Raw genomic sequence first — 16,827 nt, 5'->3', positions numbered from 1 at the left:
ACTCCCTATTTTCAGGCTAACGCTCTCTCAAGAAACTGTGTGGCGATCAGTATGTTAATTGATACACTTCAACAACAGTCTTACCCTATCAGGGACTTTTCCCCTCCATGACTTAAGCGGTTGCAGGACGACCTTGATATAAGTCAAGTCCAACTTGGACAGCACAAATGATCGCAACGATCGCAGTTACAGTAATAGGCAATAAATTAGTACCAGCGATCGCCACTACCAATAGCGCTGCCATTGCGCCTAATCGGTGCCTAGTTCTCGCTTTGCAATGAAATATCACTCCGGTGCGGTGCAAAATTGCTAAAGCAAAATAACATAGGGCGACAGAACCACAAAGCAACCAGCGATCAGGATTGGATAACGCCAGATTTGATTCAGTTGCGATCGCATGTTCTACACCCACTCCTGCCGCCGCCAGTCCAATTACTAGCGGTAAATGCCCATAAAGCCAAACTTGATAAATCTGGAATTTCCTCAATGCACCCGCTGTCCGCAATGCTGAACCGCTAACATTCTCGAAGTACACCCACCACAAGCTAAAGGCAGTAGCGAAGCCGAAAATAGCGGCAAGTTCACTCATTCCATCCCATTCCACTTCAGCAACACCATTGACAACAGCGATTATTGCCTCACCCAGGACAATGATCGTAAACAGCCCAAAACGCTCTGGTAGGTGTTCCAAGTGAAGGGGTAGCTGGAGTTGAAACCGTTGTGCTGTCAGTGGTGTGGCAAAGTCTACGGCTAACCCGATTCCCCAAAGGATGAATCGGAATGGAATTGGGACAAAGGCTGAGATGAGCCAGAGAGTTGCTGCGATCGCAAACCCCCCTGCATAATAATTTGTTAGTTTACGCGCTGTGAGGATGTGCCATCCTGCCCATAAGTACTCTATTACCAGTACTCCTCTAGCTGCGGCGTAGGAAAGGGCGAAGCCTACAGAACTAGAATCCAATCCATGATGCACATTGATTGCTAGTGCTGCAACAGCAAGCATCTGTATACCCATTAGCAGCCGACGACCAATGGTATCACTATCAAAACGGTTGGCGTAGAACGTGCTGCCAATCCATACCCACCAAACGGGTACGAATAGCATCACAAAGCCCAAAAATCCTGTTATGGAGACATCTTTACTCAGATTATGGGCAAGTTGAGAAACGGCTACCACAAACACCAAATCGTAAAACAGTTCTAGCCAAGTCGCATGACGGGGTTCGGCTTCGTTTTCCTCACCAATGCGTAAACGCGGAGGTTGCAACCAGCTTTTCATGTTTTCAGCCTCTAAATTTCTCTATCTCGTAATGTAATAGATAAAGCTCTATTCATAAACGGAATGAACCCATACAGCAGTCGCTCTGCTGAAAACTTATGAACAGCGCTTCTGATCTGGGTTGCACATTAATATCTAGTCTAGTTTCAAAGCATTGGCTGGCACGTCGTCCCAGGAATCAACAGTTCTCATCCGTGCAACCCAACCTGCTGATTTCTGTTCCTCCGTCAAATTTTGCTCGAAAGACTCGTGGCAGTCTTTTGCCTGATCTTCATTGCAACAGGCAATACAAGAATAGAGAAGTCCAGACGGATCGATCTGTTCATTTACCCAAATAACCATGACCCCTTTCCTCTCAACTTGAAACGTCTTGCTTGAAAGCTTGAGTAGATATGCTTATTTTCTCAGCGTAGAGACGACTTACGGCAAGAAAAAATACACTTGTTGACAATTCATTAGTAACTGCAACAACATCAGTAACTATAGTTTATTTTTCGATTGGCTAGCTGATGTTTGCTGTTGAAGCTGATGTGGCTAGCTGCCTCAGAGCCTCGTCAGTTATTCGGCAAACGCGCCAATCTGGCAAGATTGAAGCACCCAAACTTTCATAGAAAGAAATTGTGGGTTCATTCCACTCAACCAACCACTCAACACGTCCACAACTGCGAGAAACAGCTAACTGTGCAAGATAAATCAGAATTGCTGTACCAATATCTTGAGGCTGGTAGTTGGGCAAAACAAACAGCTCATCTAGAAAAAGCCCTGGCTTCGTGAGAAATGTAGAGTAGTTATGGAAAAATGTCGCAAATCCTACTGCTTGCCCTTCAGATTCAGCCAAAACTGCTTCGATGTAGGTTTGTTCACCAAACAGATGCTCCTGCAAAGCATTAGAATGTTCAGCTAATGTCTTGTCATTAGCTTTTTCTTGAAGCAAGCGAAGTAGTATTGGCCCGTCTTCTGGGACAGCTAAACGCACCCTCAACGATAAGACTTGAGTAGCTAGCTGGGTAAGGGAGTCCCCAGTTATGCGGCAAATACGTCCATCATCTTGAATTGAAGCACCCATACGTCGATAAAATGCGATCGCAGGTTCATTCCAATCCAACACACTCCACTCCAGGCGCCCACACTCACGAGACACGACTAACTGGGCGAGATACGAGAAGATAGCCTTACCAATACCAAGACGGCGAAACTCCGGGAGTACAAACAAGTCTTCTAGATAAATTCCTGGCTTTGTTAGAACCGTTGAATAACTTTGGAGAAACAGCGCAAACCCGACAGCTTTCTCTCCATACTCTGCCAGAACCACCTCGACATAAGGCTTAGAACCAAACAAGTGTTCACAAAGAGCATCAACACTACCAACAACAGCACTAGATAGCTGTTCATACTCTGCCAGCGCTGCAACTAAATCAAAGATAGTTTGTACATCACCCGGTTCAGCAGGACGCAAAATTAACTCAGAAGACATAGTGAAACCAGAAACAGTGGACAATGCCAACCTAAGTCGGTCAAGGTTAAGGCGTGTAGGTGGTAGGTTTTAGGCGAAAATCTAGCTCAAGACTTGGAAAGAATACGACTTCCGGGAAATTCTAACTTCAAACTTCGCCTTTCACCCTACCACCTAACATCCAAAACCTACCACCTTGTTAGCTAACCCTACTCTCCAGGGCAAACCGTCACTGTCTCAAAGTCTCCAGCCGTTGGTGTGAAATTAACCACTCCTGTATTATTTACCTCCACACTATCCCGATCAACAACTTGGAACGTTCCCGCATTTCGCTGTAGCTGGAAATTCGTGTTGGTATTGTTTCCATCCAGTTGTAAACAGAAATTTTGATTACTGTTCATGATTGCAGCGAAACCAGAAGCATTATTGCTGTTATTTAAGCTGTTGAACTGGACACGAGCATCAATCCGCGCTGTGTCATTCCCCTGAGCTAAAATCCCCTCAAATGCAGTTCCCGAAATGGTGTTACGTCTGAGGCGAAATGCTTGTTGTGAGTTTTCAGATGCTTGAATCAAAACACCTTGACCTGTACTGACATTAATCGTTGTGTCATCAATGCTGAATTCTTGTTGAGTAGTACCATTCGCCTGAACTAAAATACCCTGGTCTTTGCTGTTGCCAATTGTTGTATTTTCAACATTGAACTCTTGTTGAGTAGTGCCATTAGCTTGGACAACAATACCTTGACTGGCACTATTACTAACCTCAGTGTTGGTGATACTAAAATTCTGTTTCTGGACATCATTTGCTTGAACGAAAATGCCTTGACTTGCGTTATTGCTAACTGCGTTGTTGTTGATAGCAAATTCTTGCTGGACACCTTCATTTGCTTGAATAAAAACGCCTTGTCCGCCACCGCCATCACTACCTAGTTTTGTGCCATCAATGGTGCTATTGTTGAGGGCAAATTCTTGTCGAGTTGTACCAGAAGCTTGGATAAGTCCACCTGTGCCTGTGCTATTACTAATCTGACTACTATTGAGAGTAAAGTTCTGGGTTGCGTCATTTCCTTGTATAGAAATACCTTGTCCTGAATTATCACTTACTGTACTACCATTGATACTAAAATTTTGAGTTGCCTCATTCCCTTGAATGAAAATCCCTTGACCAGCACTACCATCATTACTAACCTGTGTGCGCTCAATTGTGCTGCCTTCAATAGTAAATTCCTGTTCAGTCGTACCATTTGCCTGAACAGAAATTCCCTGTCCTACATTGTCGCTTACTGTACTATTACTAACAATGAAGTTCTGGTTTAGGGCATCATTTCCTTGAACAAAAATCCCTTGACCAGCACTAGTGCTAACTGTAGAGTTTGTTACAGTAAATTGCTGTTGAACTTCCTCATTTGCTTGAACAAAAATTCCTTGACCACCACTGCCATCGCTACCAACAGTTGTGTTGTTAATTGTGCTGTTTTCGAGGGTAAATTCCTGCTGAGTCGTACCAGATGCCTGAACTAATAAACCTGAGCCAGTGCTGTTGTTAACAGTGCTATTGTTGAGAGTGAAGTTCTGTATAGCACTTTCAGAAGACTGAACAAATAAACCTGAATTAGCGCTGTTGTTAATCTGGCTATTATTAATGCTGAATGTTTGTTGAGCTTCCCCAGAAACCTGAGCCAAAATACCTTGCCCCCCACTGCCATCACTACCAATAGCTGTGTTATTAATTGTGCTGTTGTTGAGGATAAATTCCTGCTGAGTTGTACCCGATGCCTGAACTAATAAACCTAAGCCAGTGCTGTTGCTAACGGTGCTGCTGTTGAGGGTGAAGTTCTGTGTAGCACTTTCAGAAGACTGGACAAATAAACCTGAATTGGCGCTGTCGTTAATCTGGCTATTAGTGATACTGAATGTTTGTTGAGCTTCCGCAGAAGCCTGAGCCAAAATACCTTGTCCCCCAGTGCCATCGTTGCTGAGTACTGTGCTGTTAATTGTACTATTGTCGATCGCTAAATTCTGTCGGGTATTTCCAGATGATTCGATGAAAATTCCCTGTCCAATGCTGTTACTCACAGTGTTGTTGCTGAGAATAGCTTGCTGTTGAGCCTCTTCAGTGACTTGGAAGAAGATACCCTGGCTACCACTGCCACTAATTGTGTTGTTATTGAGGGTTAACTCCTGTTGAGTCGTACCAGAACCGCGAACGAAAATACCTGCTAGTCCACTGTTGGTAATGCTGTTACTCGCAATTACACTCGTTCCTGTCACATTATTCAGGATAATTCCCTGCTCTGTTGGATTAGTGATGCGGTTGTCGAGAATTGTCACATTCTGAAGATTCGTCGCCTCGATCGCATTCCCGGTGACATTGGCGATCGCAAATCCCGATAGAGTTGTATCATTCCCCAAAGTAACGGTACCTGTAACTTCAGGAAACAGCCCACTACCCGATAACGCTAGTTGTACTGTGCCAAATTCTACGGTGTCGATAATTCGCGGCAGGGCGGTGGAGAGTACAGCCACACCATCAGGAATCGTAAAGGCAGGAATTCCAGGATTGGTTCCAGACTGCACATAGACAATGTTGTCAGCTTGCGCGACAGCAACAGCACCTTGTACAGTGCCAAACGGTGCCTCAAATGTGCCATTCCCATCCACTAAACCCAGGTTAACGTGTTGGAAAACATACGGTTCATTCGTCTCTGGGTTAGTTGCTTTGAGGGTAACTTGCTCAGTGAATGACTCTGATTCAAATTGCTCATCAACAACAATATTCGCTTGACGAGAAACTGATTCCCCTAAGCGTGCAGCAACCTGTTGTGATGTACCCCGTTCCTTTGCACCTCTCGGACGAGTACCTGGAAAATTTGCCCCAATGCTAAACACAACATTCGTGCCAAAAGTTGCATCATCTTGAACGGATAAACCGAGGCGCAAATTATCGTTGGGGTGTGCTTCCAAACGGGCACGCCAGCCTAACGTATCATCACTTTCAGGTGCATCGTAATAGTACAATCCAGCATACCCTCGAAGGTCACCCGTTGCCCCTAATCGAGCAATTCTCACACCCGCTTCAACATCTAATCCCCCCATTGCCGCTTCAAAGCGCCGACTCTCGAAACGTTGCTGTGTACCTGTTGCAACCAAAAAGTTGTCTTGGAAAAAAGGTTCTGTCAACGCGCTGAAATTTTGAACGCTACTTTCTTCGGCAAGTTGACGAGTATCCCCAATTGGTAGATAGAAATTGCTGCGAAAGTCCCAAATTTCTCCTAAGCTTTCAAAGCCAGCACCGATTTGGTTGAAGCTACTACTTCCTGTATCCCGATGATCATAAGAGATGTAGCCACCAAGAATGCGATCGCTTTTTGGATTATAAACCCGGTGTCCTAGCAGCAGATTGCCACCAAAGTCTGCGTCATTGTCGATGAGGAGTCTGCCTTCGAGGAAGGTGAGGGTACTGCCAGGACTTTGTAATAACGGGACAAAGCCTTCAATATTAGTAAAAGCATCATAACCAGCGCCAGAAGTGCTGTAGCCTACTCCAAAGCGGGGAGTAATTTTTAAGTCAGCAGCACTAGTGGATGAAGAGAGTGAAGCATCGGGGTTGGTATCTGTTGTTTGAGCAACTCCAGGAGCGGTTAATGTTCCAAAAACGAATAACCCGATGCAGAGCGTTTGCGCTGATTTGTTCATGAAGATAGGGTGACAATAACTCTGACACCCTATTACAGCTAATGCTGCTAGTAATCAGGCTAAGCAGTAATGAAGAATCGATGAAAAGATAGTGAAGTCTTGCCGTTTGTTGTTAGTTTTTGATTGTTAATGATTTATTTTTTCTTAGATTTAATTAAGTGGAACTTGAGAATATTTGATTACGAGCATTAACAGCAGTATCGGGGAAATCACTAAATACACCATCAATGCCTAACTTAAAAAACTGCTCGTATTCAGCTTGAGAACTGCCGTTGTAGTCAGGTGCAAGGTATTGGTCTTCGTTGCGAAATGTCCAGGTATGTACCTTTAAACCAGCCGTATGAGCATCGTTAATCAGGGAAGTGGGAGCTTTGAGGCGTTTGTCTTCACCAGCAGGTATAATCAGCCGCTTGTAGGGACCTAAGCCATCTGCATATTCAGCAATACGAGCCAGTTCAGCCGGAGTCGTTAAATCAGCATAGGTGCGAGAGTCACCCTTGACAACAAAGTCATAAGGTTGCATATCTGCCTCATCCAGCAACTGCACTAACGGAACATCAATCATCTGGTTCAGTTGTTTGAGATTCTCGACTTCAAAGGATTGGATAAAGACAGGGGAGGATGAGCTAGTGTAGCCATTGTTCTTGAGGATGGCAACTAATGGTTCTAAGAGTGAAAGATTAATCGAATCAAAATAAGTAGGATGCTTGGTTTCGGGATAAATCCCAATTGTGCGTCCTGTTTGAGCCGTTTTTTGCTTCGCTAAATCAATGACTTCTTGCAGAGTGGGAATCTCAAATTGACCATTGTAAGCACTACTACGAAAGGGTAAGCGTTCTTTAGCTCGAAGTGTCTTAATCTCGGCAAGAGTGAAATCTTCGGTAAACCAACTAGTGACTTCTTTACCGTCAATCATTTTAGTAGTTTTGCGATCGCTAAACTCTGGATGCTCGCTTATATCAGTTGTCTCAGCAATATCATTTTCATGACGTGCAATCAACTCACCATCTTTGGTTGAGACGATATCAGGTTCAATGTAATCCACTCCCATCTGAATCGCTAATGCATAGGCAGCAAGCGTATGTTCTGGACGGTAGCCACTTGCTCCTCGATGTCCAATGACAAGCGGGGGTTGGTCAGTCATAATCGGCGTTGTCACTCCACGGTGGGGCTGAAGCAGCAAAATCACGATAAACGCGATCGCTGCTAGCATGACAGATTTGGGAACACGAAACATATTCACTTGCCTATTTTTGGAAGTAGGGATAAGTCTTGCGGCTCAAGAGCAACACAAATCAATCTCGCAAGTGAATATACGGGGTTGAGATAAAGGTCTTATTAATGAGTCGTTAACAATAAATCACAATATTTTCACAAATTGTCAGTACGTTGGTCTTTATAGCTAGAAGAATTTACTTATGCAGGGATTAAGCAATGAATTCAAAACGATTACAACGGTTGATTGGTTTTTTACAGGATGACTTGGCAATTCCATCCACTTCAATTGACTTGGCTGTACGCCATCAACCCGATGCTCTAAATCTCTTGCCGATGGTTCTTTGGCAGTACGGATTGGTGACACTCCAGCAGTTAGAGCAGATTTTCGATTGGTTGGAAACGGCTTAACGCCGTTAAATAATTGTCTCAATAACTTACAAGTGGCGCTGATGAAATGCCGCCATCGCCTGCTGAACACCGTTCTCAGCTCGAATCTGGTTGCCGATCTCTTTTACCTGTTGCTGCATTGTCTCATCACTCACCGCAATCGCGATCGCCTCTGCTAACTTATCCACTGTCAAAGAGGACTTGGGAATCGGAGCCGGACTAACTCCTAATTGCAGGAGCCGATGTGCCCAAAACGGCTGATCTCCAAAAAAGGGAACGACGACAGATGGCACGCCAGCTCTCAGTGCCGCCGCACTCGTCCCAGCTCCACCATGATGCACAATTGCTGCCATCCGAGGAAACAGCCAGTCGTGCGGTGCAGACTCTAGCTTAAAGACAGTCTCCGGTAAGTCAGCCGCACAGATGCCACCCCAACCTGTAAGCAAAATGCCTCGCTGTCCTGTTTTTGCCAAAGCTGCCAGAGCAATCTCAGTCATGCGCTCCGGCTCTCGTCCCGTCATGCTTCCATAACCAATGTATACTGGCGGCGAGCCTGCTCTCAGAAACGCCAGCAAATCTTGAGGCGGTGTCCAGTCTTGGGGGTGTTCCAAAAACCAATAACCTGTGACGTGCAACCGCTCTGCCCAGTTGGTAGGCTTGGGTATGACTGTTGGGCTGAAGCCGTAGAGGTAGGGAACACCTGCCTTATCGAGTCGCCGATACAACCCCATCCATCTTGGCAAGGGTGATAGTTGCAATGTGGTTTGACGAAACTGATTGATGGACTTGCGGAACATCAACCCCATGCCTTCTAGCAGCACTGGATAAGTGAGTGAATTCAGGAGTCCACCCAACCGTAATGTTTGCGGTAGTGACGGAAATGGAAAGTCCGGATTGGCACTCTGCGGCATTAAAGCGGCTAGATAGAAGGGAATGCCCAACTTCTGAGCGATGTCGTATCCCCAACTCGTGAAGGCAGTTCCGATGATGGCATCGCTACTCTGACACGCTTTCCAAGAGTCTGCCATTGCTTGTGCCAGCAAGGGTTCCACCATTTGGGCGTATCGCTGGATTAGCTGGAGGGGATTGCCTGCATCTAGCATCTGCTGCCCAGCTTCCCCTGCCATGAGTGCCTGCACATCCCCTTCAATGGGTGCAAATTTCAGCCCATAGCTGTGAACCATTGCTTGAAAAGGTGAATGGGTTGCTAATTGAACCGTATGTCCTGCCTGCTGCAATCCTAATCCTAGGGCGATAAACGGTTGCACATCTCCGCGTGAACCAACGGTCAAAATGGTGATTCGCATAACTTTTTCCTCTTTGCGTAGCAAAAAGAAGTTCTATTTTTCAGAAAAATCAGCACTTACAGATAGCTTGCAACGATTGCGTTCCTCAACGGCTCTCTTGAGAATCTCAAGACAAATTCTTTGAGCTGTTTGAAACGGACGCTTCACAACTGCGAGAAAGAAAAGATAGGCAAGCAGATGTTGCATCTTAAATTCAAACGTCCAGGTGATATGTGTACCTGAATGGGTGGCATTGTATAACCACTTACCAGAAGCAGAATGCACTAGCCATGCAAAGGGAGGCTTGAATCCTCGAATCAACTTGTAGGCTTGAACAGTGGGGCGTTGTAGTGTGGTGATGATTTCTGCGATCGCAAATAGATTTCCATTGCCTGAGATCTTATAGCTTCTCAGCCGAATTGCTGATTTTCAGGTAATCTGACTATCCGCATATTTGAGAAGAGCAGTCATGCGCCTCACTTTGAAGAGCCAGAGCTATTCGATAAAGAACTGCTTGACTGGCTTTTCAATAACTAATACTTCTTCACGATTACCTACACACTGCCCAAAGGCGATCGCTCCTTTGAGACAATTGATCACAAGCTCAGATTTTGACGACGCAATGACCCTTACAATCACTCTTAATACTGACTGCATCAACAACTTGGATGTATCAGCAGCTCAATCGGTAATTGAAAAGTTGCTTCAAGAGCAAGCCATAACCTCCCATGAACAGCAACTGCGCTTTGAGTTTGACTATCCTCGCGAAGCCGATGACCCACGGGAACTCTCAGAAATCCCAGAAGTGCGACTCTGGTTTATTCGGCTAGATGCCCAATATCCCTGGTTACCCTTTTTGCTCGACTGGAAATCTGGTGAACTCTCCCGCTACACCGCCATGCTAGTGCCGCACCAATTTAATCGCACAGAAGGCATTCAGTACAATCCTGAAGCCCTAGAAATCTTCGTGATGCACAAAATTTTTATTCTGACGAATTGGATGCAGCAGCAGGGAATTACTAGTCAATCACGCCTGAAGTCGATGGCACAACTATTTGGCTACGAACTGGATGAAGCTTTTTTTGACTTAATCCAGTAGACCTTTTTCTCCCAATCCCCATTCCTCACTTTCTTTTGCAGGTCTAATAAGAATTTCCAGACCACGTTAGTTTGCCTACAGGGGAATTTCAATCCAAAACACTGTTCCTCTTCCAGGTTCAGAGAAGCAATTGAGTCTCCCGCCGTGCTTCTCAACCACAATTTCATAGCTAATCGACAGCCCTAAGCCTGTTCCCTTACCAACAGGCTTCGTTGTAAAAAATGGATCGAAGATTCGTCTAACAATTGCTTTTGGAATACCTAAGCCATTGTCAGAAATACGAATTAAAATTGAGCCTTTCTTACTTTTTGCTGGCTGTTGTAACTCTGTCCGGATGGTAATGGTATTACAATGCTGTTCAAGTTTTGAAGAAGAGCGCATCTCGCTCGCTTGTTCTAGAGCATCAACCGCATTACTCAAAATATTCATGAAAACCTGGTTGAGCGATCCGGCGTAGCACTCAACAATCGGTAAGTTGCCGTACTCTTTTACGACTCTGATACCTGGCTGCTCGGCTCTTGCTTGCAGTCGGTGTTCCAGGATTAATAGAGTATCGTCGATTGCTTTGTGGATATCAGCCGGTTCCTTTTTTCCTTGATCTTTGCGAGAGAAATTTTGTAGAGATCGCACTAGTTGATGGATACGTGTTGTGCCAACCTCTACAGAAGAGAAAACTTTAGGTAAGTCTTCAATGAGAAAGTTGAGGTCGATTTCTTCCGCTTTCTGTTGGATTTCTGGGTGAAGTTTGGGATGGTGCTGTTGATAGAGTGACAGCAGTTCCAACAAGTCTTGGATGTAGCTTTGAATGTGGGGGATATTACCGTGAATGAAGGTGATGGGATTATTAATTTGATGAGCTATACCAGCAATCAATTGACCCAACCCAGACATCTTCTCAGTCTGAATCAGTTGGGATTGGGTATGCTTCAACTCACATAACGTTTGACTAAGATGCTGGTTACTGCGATGTAGAGCTTTGGCAACACCTTTAAGCTGAATAGTTGTTCGCTTGACGCGAGTAAGGTTAATCCGTAGCTCTAGTTGTGAGATAACTTGACGACTTAGAGCTTGTAGGGATTGTCTCTGTTCTAGACTGAGATAGCGAGGAACCCGATCAATGACGCACAGTGTACCCAGGGGAAAGCCATCAGGTGTAACAAGAACAGCCCCAGCATAAAACCGAATGTGGGGTGCAGACGTTACCAGGGGATTGCTGGCAAACCGTTCATCCTCTAGTGCATTAGGTACAACGAGCAAAGTGTCAGGTTGCTGAATCGCGTGGGCGCAGAACGCTATTTCCCTCGGTGTTTCTGTTGCCGTTAAACCAACTTTTGATTTGAACCACTGCCGATGTGTATCGACTAGGCTCACTAGGGCGATTGGAGTGTTGCAAAAGGAGGCTGCCAGAGCTGTTAAATCATCAAACGCTATTTCAGGAGGAGTATCGAGAATTTTGTAGCGCTGAAGCGCTTCTACCCTAGCAAACTCACCATTTGGTAAGGAAGGGGAGTTCAAATCCAGCTCTACCATGCTGTAGATCACAAATCAATAGACTAACAATCTATCGCAACCTTTCTAGATGTGCCATCCGTCTTAAGGCAGTGCAGAATTATTAAATAATTTTTCTGGGATTGGGAGTTGTAGGTTAAAAGCTGAGTTCTGCTTGGTTTAGAGGATATTCTAATCCATCATCTACATAGCTTTTTGGAAATGCGATCGCAAAAATTCTTGTTCTTATTGATACAAACAATACTTTTTTTTACCTAAAGAATTTTTTATTATCAAGTTAAGTAAATAAGCGTTTCAGAAATTATATTTGTGTTTAGATAAAAGCAAGTAATTTCGAGCAATCAAACAATTCAAATTACAAAGAGTTTAAACCCTAGTCAACTTGAAAGGAGTTTAGAGAAATTCTGAACTCCTGAACTTCTGTATTCTTTTTGTTCATACGGCTTTACCTTATAAGCAATGTAAAATCCGTATTGAATAGTACTGTTTTATCTATCTTCATCAAGATCTGCCCGGTTTACCGACAACCCAAAATAGTGACTCGATGAGGATGATCACGAAAAACAGAGAAAGTGAATACAGATCTAGAGCAAAGTTTTGTAGAATAGTCGATTATTGTGTGCGTTCCCTGAGGTCATCAATTGTCGCTAGCCTCAACCTGTAGGCAAGGCTCATCTTAGGACACTAAAGCCTGAATTGATGGGACAGCAGAGGCTTGGTTTTATTCATCTTCAAAACGAGTAAACGCGGTTTTTGCCGTGAACTTGTGATTTACAACACAAAGCATCTACACAGGAGAAAGCCAAGGAGTCTTATAGACTATTCCCCTCCGTTTTCAGAACTCTTGCGGGTTGTCATTAGTCAATAACCATTCATGCTTACTGAGCCGTGGTTAGTAGACTAATCTTGAGGGTAACAAACGATAGCTATAAAGGCGGTTCGGACTAGTTGGCAAGACCTCTTCGTGAACTGGAAGCGGTAGCGCTCCTCGTAGCGATGGGGGATACTGGACAGGCGAAACCGTCAGCTTTGGAATTATAGCGGTTTGCAATTGGATGCAATACACTTTGATCTCTGTGCAACCTCTCTCCTAGTTTTGAGAGGGGTAAGCCCCTCTTCCTTTGTAGGGAAGGGATTGGGTCTGTTCACTCAAAGGAGAAGCGTAAATTATCTGGCAAAAGTCGGCTTCTATTGGAAGCATTACTCGTGACTAACCTGAGCCTAGGACAACAGGGGCATAACTTTCTTGAGAAGGAGCCAAAAGTTGGCTTTTCGCCCCGCTTCCACAAAGAAGTGAGGATACAAAAGTGAGTAATACAGAGAATATCTCTTCCCCTTTACCTTCTGATGTTGCATCAGTAACTTTCCTAAACAGGGAGGATGTGGTTGATTGCCTGAAGGTTGAACAACCTCTGCGTCGGCAAACTCAGGCATTGGTAACACTAGCAAGAAGCAAAACAATTGACCAAGGTGATTTGAAGGCAGCCTTAAGGGAAATTACCGAAGTTGTCGCTGATGTCCTTGAAGTCGATCGCGCCAGTATTTGGCTGTATCCCAACAATTCTTTTTCCCAAACAATACCGTTTTGGTTGCCTTTAGAAGTTAGCAATGCCCAAGAGGTAGCTAACACCGCAGACACAATAATACAGCCAAGTTTAGCTCATTCAAGCATGAAATGCTTGGATTTGTACGAGCAAAGTCGAGGGTGTCATACATCCGGAATGGAACTAGCGGTAGCTAACTATCCGAATTATTTTCGTGCCCTAACAACTGAATGCACTATTGCAGCACATGATGCTTACAGTGACCCTAGAACGCAAGAATTTGCCCTGCCTTATCTGACACCAAACGGCATCACATCCATGTTGGATGCACCAATTTGGCTGAATGGTCAGATGGTGGGTATAGTCTGTCATGAACACACAGGTTTACCACGCCATTGGACTCCCATCGAAGTGAATTTTGTCGCAGCGATCGCAACTTTGGTTGCCCACACCATTGAAGCGTGCCATCGTGTGATCGCTCAAAAACAGTTGAGACAGCACCACCAATACTTATTAAGCGAGTATCATGACGAGCTTGAGCGTTTGGTAGAAGAACGCACAGCAGAATTGACTAAAGCCAATGAACAACTGCAACAGGAAATTAACGGGCGTTCCTCCGTAGAAGCTCAATTAATTAAGTACCAGCACCACCTTGAAGAATTAGTAGAAGAGCGTACTAGAGAAATCATTAGCACAAACGAACAGCTACAACAAGAGATTACCAATCATAAGCTTGCTCAAAAGGCACTACGGGAAAGTGAGGAGCAATTTCGCTGTCTAGCGGAAGCAACATTCGAGGCAATCTCAATTAATGAGCAAGGGAAAGTACGTCAGATAAACCGTAATTTTGCTCGGTTGTTTGGTTACAAACCAGCAGAAGTGGTTGGGATGAGTTTTCTAGAATTTGTTGCTCCAGAATCTCGCTCTTATGTCCGGCAAATGATTGAGTTGGGTAGCGAACTGATGTACGAAAGTATCTGTCTGAAAAACGACGGGACAACTTTCCCTGCTGAAGTTCGTAGCAAAGCTATTCCTTACCAAGGACGCTTACTTAGAGTGACAGCCATCCGAGACATCACTAAACGAAGTCAAGCTCAAGAGGAACTTAAGACCTCTGTCTCGTTGTTGGAGGCAACACTCAATTCCACTACTGACGGCATTGTTGCCGTTAACACAGTCGGAGTCGTTGTCACCTTTAACCAAAAATTCCTTGAAATGTGGGGTATTCCTGAGGAAATTTTGAGGTCAGCTAATTTCGAGGAGCGACACAAATATTTCCAGGCACAGTTGAAAGAACCAGACGTTTTTTTGGCAAGAGTTAAGCAATTGTATGCTCAACTTGATGCTGAGGGATATGACCGGATGGAATTACAAGATGGTCGAATCTTTGAGCGCTTTACTTATCCTCAACGTAGTGGTGAACAAATTATTGGTCGTGTGTGGAGCTTTCGTGACATTACTGAAAGAGCGCGAGCGGAAGAGGCATTGCGCCAACACCTCCGGCAAGAACAACTCGTTGCGGTGATGTGCGATCGCATCCGTCAGTCACTCAACCTTGAGGATATCCTCAACACAACAGCAGAGGAGGTACGGCAGTTTCTCCAGACTGACCGAGTTCTGATTTACCGTTTTGAGCCAAATTGGAGGGGTACTGTTGTCGTCGAATCTGTAGCTTCTAAGTATATGAAAACCTTAGGTATGGTGAGGCATGACCCTTGTTTTGGTGAAGGCTATGTCCAGCCCTACCAGGGGGGACGCATCCAAGCTGTAAGGGATATTTATACAGCAGGATTAACACCTTGCCATATTGAGTTTTTGGCTCAGTTACAAGTTAGAGCGAATTTAGTTGTACCAATTTTGCAAGGAGTGAGCCGTCAGGAAAGAGTAAGCAGTTGGGAGGGAAGGGAAGTAGAGGAGGCAGGGGGAGTAGAGGGAGGTGTTTTGTCTACTTGCCCAGTTCCCAGTGCTATTTCAACTAATTTGCTAGAACGGAATGCTACTCTGCATCAATCCCACTCTCACTCAACTGCCCCCTCGCCTGCTTTGTGGGGATTGTTGATTGCTCATCACTGTAATGAACCGCGACAATGGCAACCTTTGGAAATCGCTTTGCTGAAATCACTCGCGACTCAGGTAGCGATCGCAATTCAGCAATCAACGTTGTTTGAACAGCTAGAAGAGGCAAATCATGAATTACAGCGCCTTGCTTCTGTTGATGGCTTAACCCAAGTCGCCAATAGACGACGGTTTGATGAGTATCTAAAGGCAGAGTGGCACGAGAAAGCACAACTGCAAAAACCACTATCGCTAATTTTGTGTGACCTTGATTATTTCAAAGTTTTCAACGATACCTATGGTCATCTTGCTGGAGACTCTTGCTTGCAACAGGTTGCCCTTATCCTCCGTCAGGCATTGAAGCGTCCTGCTGATTTGGTTGCTCGTTATGGAGGAGAGGAATTTGCGGTGATTCTACCCAATATGGATACGAAGGACGCACTTCTGGTTGCTGAAGCGATTCGAGCGAACGTCCGAAGGTTAGAGATTATTCATGCGAAATCACCTGTCAGTCAGTACGTTACGCTGAGTTTAGGAGTTGCGAGTACTGTGCCGAGTCTTGAGGCAACACCTGCTCAGTTGATTGTGGCGGCAGACAAAGCCTTGTATCAGGCAAAAGCTGAGGGACGCGATTGTGCGATCGCTCATACCGCTTAATCCTAATTCAAGAAAACGTCACCGGTTTCTTGAATTGTCATTGCACTTTTATCTACATCTAAATCAGTAGTTTCTGTTAGAGTGACTTCTAAACTTCCTGCTTCTGAAGCCTCTGGACTCACCAACAGCAAACCGCGATCTGGGCGTTGGAAAGTAATAGTTACTGGCGCTCTTAGAGTCCTTAGCGTCACATCATTACGCCCTGAAAGTGTCCGAGGTTCGGTGTCACCAACGACTTGATAAGTGATGTCTGTATACGTTTGGTTTACCAACGTAACATTAACTGTACCGTTTACAAGTACAACTGTTGCGCTAGGAGGCTGTAACTCCTCTGGTAGTGGTGGTGTCGCCTGTGCAATCACTGTACAGTTTTCTTTAGCTATATTAGCCCTGCCTTGATTAACTAGAGCTTCAGGGGAGAGACTAAGACAAGCATTCACATTCGGAACGGGTATTGCTTTGCTACTGAGGGGAATTGCCGATATACCAACCAGTAAACTTCCAAAGATTACTCCGAACAGTCCGAAGTTCTTCGTAATCGATTCAGCCTTATTCATAGACATTTGGTAAAACAAATGGTTTATTTACTAACTGATTTAGAGGAAGGAAGCGGTTAAAGATAAAGGAAAAGGTCAAAGGAAA

Annotated in this window: 10 protein-coding genes and 2 pseudogenes; 3 read left to right on the top strand and 9 right to left on the bottom strand. The window is 44.8% G+C overall.

Translation table 11 applies throughout. The features are described from left to right. Positions 1-112: 112 nt before the first annotated feature. The 6 genes and pseudogenes from H6F98_RS01650 to H6F98_RS01630 all read right to left on the bottom strand — a co-directional run bounded on the left by H6F98_RS01650 (position 113) and on the right by H6F98_RS01630 (position 7,667). Positions 113-1,279 (bottom strand): low temperature requirement protein A, encoded by a 1,167-nt coding sequence (locus H6F98_RS01650; RefSeq protein WP_192216935.1) that lies wholly within the window; start codon positions 1,277-1,279, stop codon positions 113-115. A gap of 135 nt (positions 1,280-1,414) precedes the next feature. Beyond that, the gene (locus H6F98_RS01645) at positions 1,415-1,621 is read right to left on the bottom strand and encodes a glycogen debranching protein (RefSeq protein WP_192216934.1); all 207 of its coding nucleotides are present in this window, start codon (positions 1,619-1,621) and stop codon (positions 1,415-1,417) included. A 160-nt stretch (positions 1,622-1,781) separates the two neighbouring features. Further along, positions 1,782-2,153, bottom strand: a pseudogene (locus tag H6F98_RS33220) (GNAT family N-acetyltransferase); the annotation flags it as partial. 117 nt (positions 2,154-2,270) lie between these two features. Then, a pseudogene (locus H6F98_RS33215) lies at positions 2,271-2,753 on the bottom strand (GNAT family N-acetyltransferase); the annotation flags it as partial. A gap of 188 nt (positions 2,754-2,941) precedes the next feature. Next, on the bottom strand, positions 2,942-6,430 hold the full coding sequence (locus H6F98_RS01635; RefSeq protein ID WP_192216932.1) for a right-handed parallel beta-helix repeat-containing protein: 3,489 nt from the start codon (positions 6,428-6,430) through the stop codon (positions 2,942-2,944). A 154-nt stretch (positions 6,431-6,584) separates the two neighbouring features. Then, a complete protein-coding gene (locus tag H6F98_RS01630) occupies positions 6,585-7,667 on the bottom strand; it encodes a glycerophosphodiester phosphodiesterase (protein ID WP_242058270.1) in 1,083 nt (360 codons plus the stop codon). Between the two features lie 197 nt (positions 7,668-7,864). Here H6F98_RS01630 and H6F98_RS01625 point away from each other — a divergent pair, with 197 nt between their 5' ends. Beyond that, a complete protein-coding gene (locus H6F98_RS01625) occupies positions 7,865-8,056 on the top strand; it encodes a DUF2949 domain-containing protein (protein ID WP_192216931.1) in 192 nt (63 codons plus the stop codon). A gap of 26 nt (positions 8,057-8,082) precedes the next feature. Here H6F98_RS01625 and H6F98_RS01620 read toward each other — a convergent pair whose 3' ends face one another. Then, positions 8,083-9,342 carry a glycosyltransferase gene (locus H6F98_RS01620; RefSeq protein WP_192216930.1) on the bottom strand — a complete coding sequence of 420 codons (1,260 nt, stop codon included), beginning with the start codon at positions 9,340-9,342 and terminating at the stop codon, positions 8,083-8,085. 601 nt (positions 9,343-9,943) lie between these two features. Between H6F98_RS01620 and H6F98_RS01615 the strand changes: the two genes are divergently transcribed. Further along, positions 9,944-10,420, top strand: a complete 477-nt coding sequence (locus H6F98_RS01615) for a CRR6 family NdhI maturation factor (protein WP_192216929.1) — start codon at positions 9,944-9,946, stop codon at positions 10,418-10,420. Positions 10,421-10,495: 75 nt separating this feature from the next. On the opposite strand, the gene H6F98_RS01610 is transcribed toward H6F98_RS01615, so the two are convergent. After that, positions 10,496-11,950 carry an ATP-binding protein gene (locus tag H6F98_RS01610; RefSeq protein ID WP_192216928.1) on the bottom strand — a complete coding sequence of 485 codons (1,455 nt, stop codon included), beginning with the start codon at positions 11,948-11,950 and terminating at the stop codon, positions 10,496-10,498. Positions 11,951-13,236: 1,286 nt separating this feature from the next. Here H6F98_RS01610 and H6F98_RS01605 point away from each other — a divergent pair. After that, a complete protein-coding gene (locus tag H6F98_RS01605; protein ID WP_192216927.1) occupies positions 13,237-16,185 on the top strand; it encodes a diguanylate cyclase domain-containing protein in 2,949 nt (982 codons plus the stop codon). A 2-nt stretch (positions 16,186-16,187) separates the two neighbouring features. On the opposite strand, the gene H6F98_RS01600 is transcribed toward H6F98_RS01605, so the two are convergent. Continuing rightward, the gene (locus tag H6F98_RS01600; RefSeq protein ID WP_192216926.1) at positions 16,188-16,748 is read right to left on the bottom strand and encodes a hypothetical protein; all 561 of its coding nucleotides are present in this window, start codon (positions 16,746-16,748) and stop codon (positions 16,188-16,190) included. Positions 16,749-16,827 lie beyond the last annotated feature (79 nt).

Source organism: Microcoleus sp. FACHB-SPT15 (genome assembly GCF_014849525.1).
GTDB classification, from domain to species: domain Bacteria; phylum Cyanobacteriota; class Cyanobacteriia; order Cyanobacteriales; family Coleofasciculaceae; genus Symplocastrum; species Symplocastrum torsivum.
This window is presented reverse-complemented; position numbering and strand designations above follow the sequence as displayed.

Coding starts and splice junctions, on each gene's coding strand:
- H6F98_RS01645 (WP_192216934.1), bottom strand. CDS start 1,621: ATGGTTATTTGGGTAAATGAACAGATCGATCCGTCTGGACTTCTCTAT.
- H6F98_RS01610 (WP_192216928.1), bottom strand. CDS start 11,950: ATGGTAGAGCTGGATTTGAACTCCCCTTCCTTACCAAATGGTGAGTTT.
- H6F98_RS01620 (WP_192216930.1), bottom strand. CDS start 9,342: ATGCGAATCACCATTTTGACCGTTGGTTCACGCGGAGATGTGCAACCG.
- H6F98_RS01635 (WP_192216932.1), bottom strand. CDS start 6,430: ATGAACAAATCAGCGCAAACGCTCTGCATCGGGTTATTCGTTTTTGGA.
- H6F98_RS01650 (WP_192216935.1), bottom strand. CDS start 1,279: ATGAAAAGCTGGTTGCAACCTCCGCGTTTACGCATTGGTGAGGAAAAC.
- H6F98_RS01600 (WP_192216926.1), bottom strand. CDS start 16,748: ATGTCTATGAATAAGGCTGAATCGATTACGAAGAACTTCGGACTGTTC.
- H6F98_RS01615 (WP_192216929.1), top strand. CDS start 9,944: ATGACCCTTACAATCACTCTTAATACTGACTGCATCAACAACTTGGAT.
- H6F98_RS01630 (WP_242058270.1), bottom strand. CDS start 7,667: ATGTTTCGTGTTCCCAAATCTGTCATGCTAGCAGCGATCGCGTTTATC.
- H6F98_RS01625 (WP_192216931.1), top strand. CDS start 7,865: ATGAATTCAAAACGATTACAACGGTTGATTGGTTTTTTACAGGATGAC.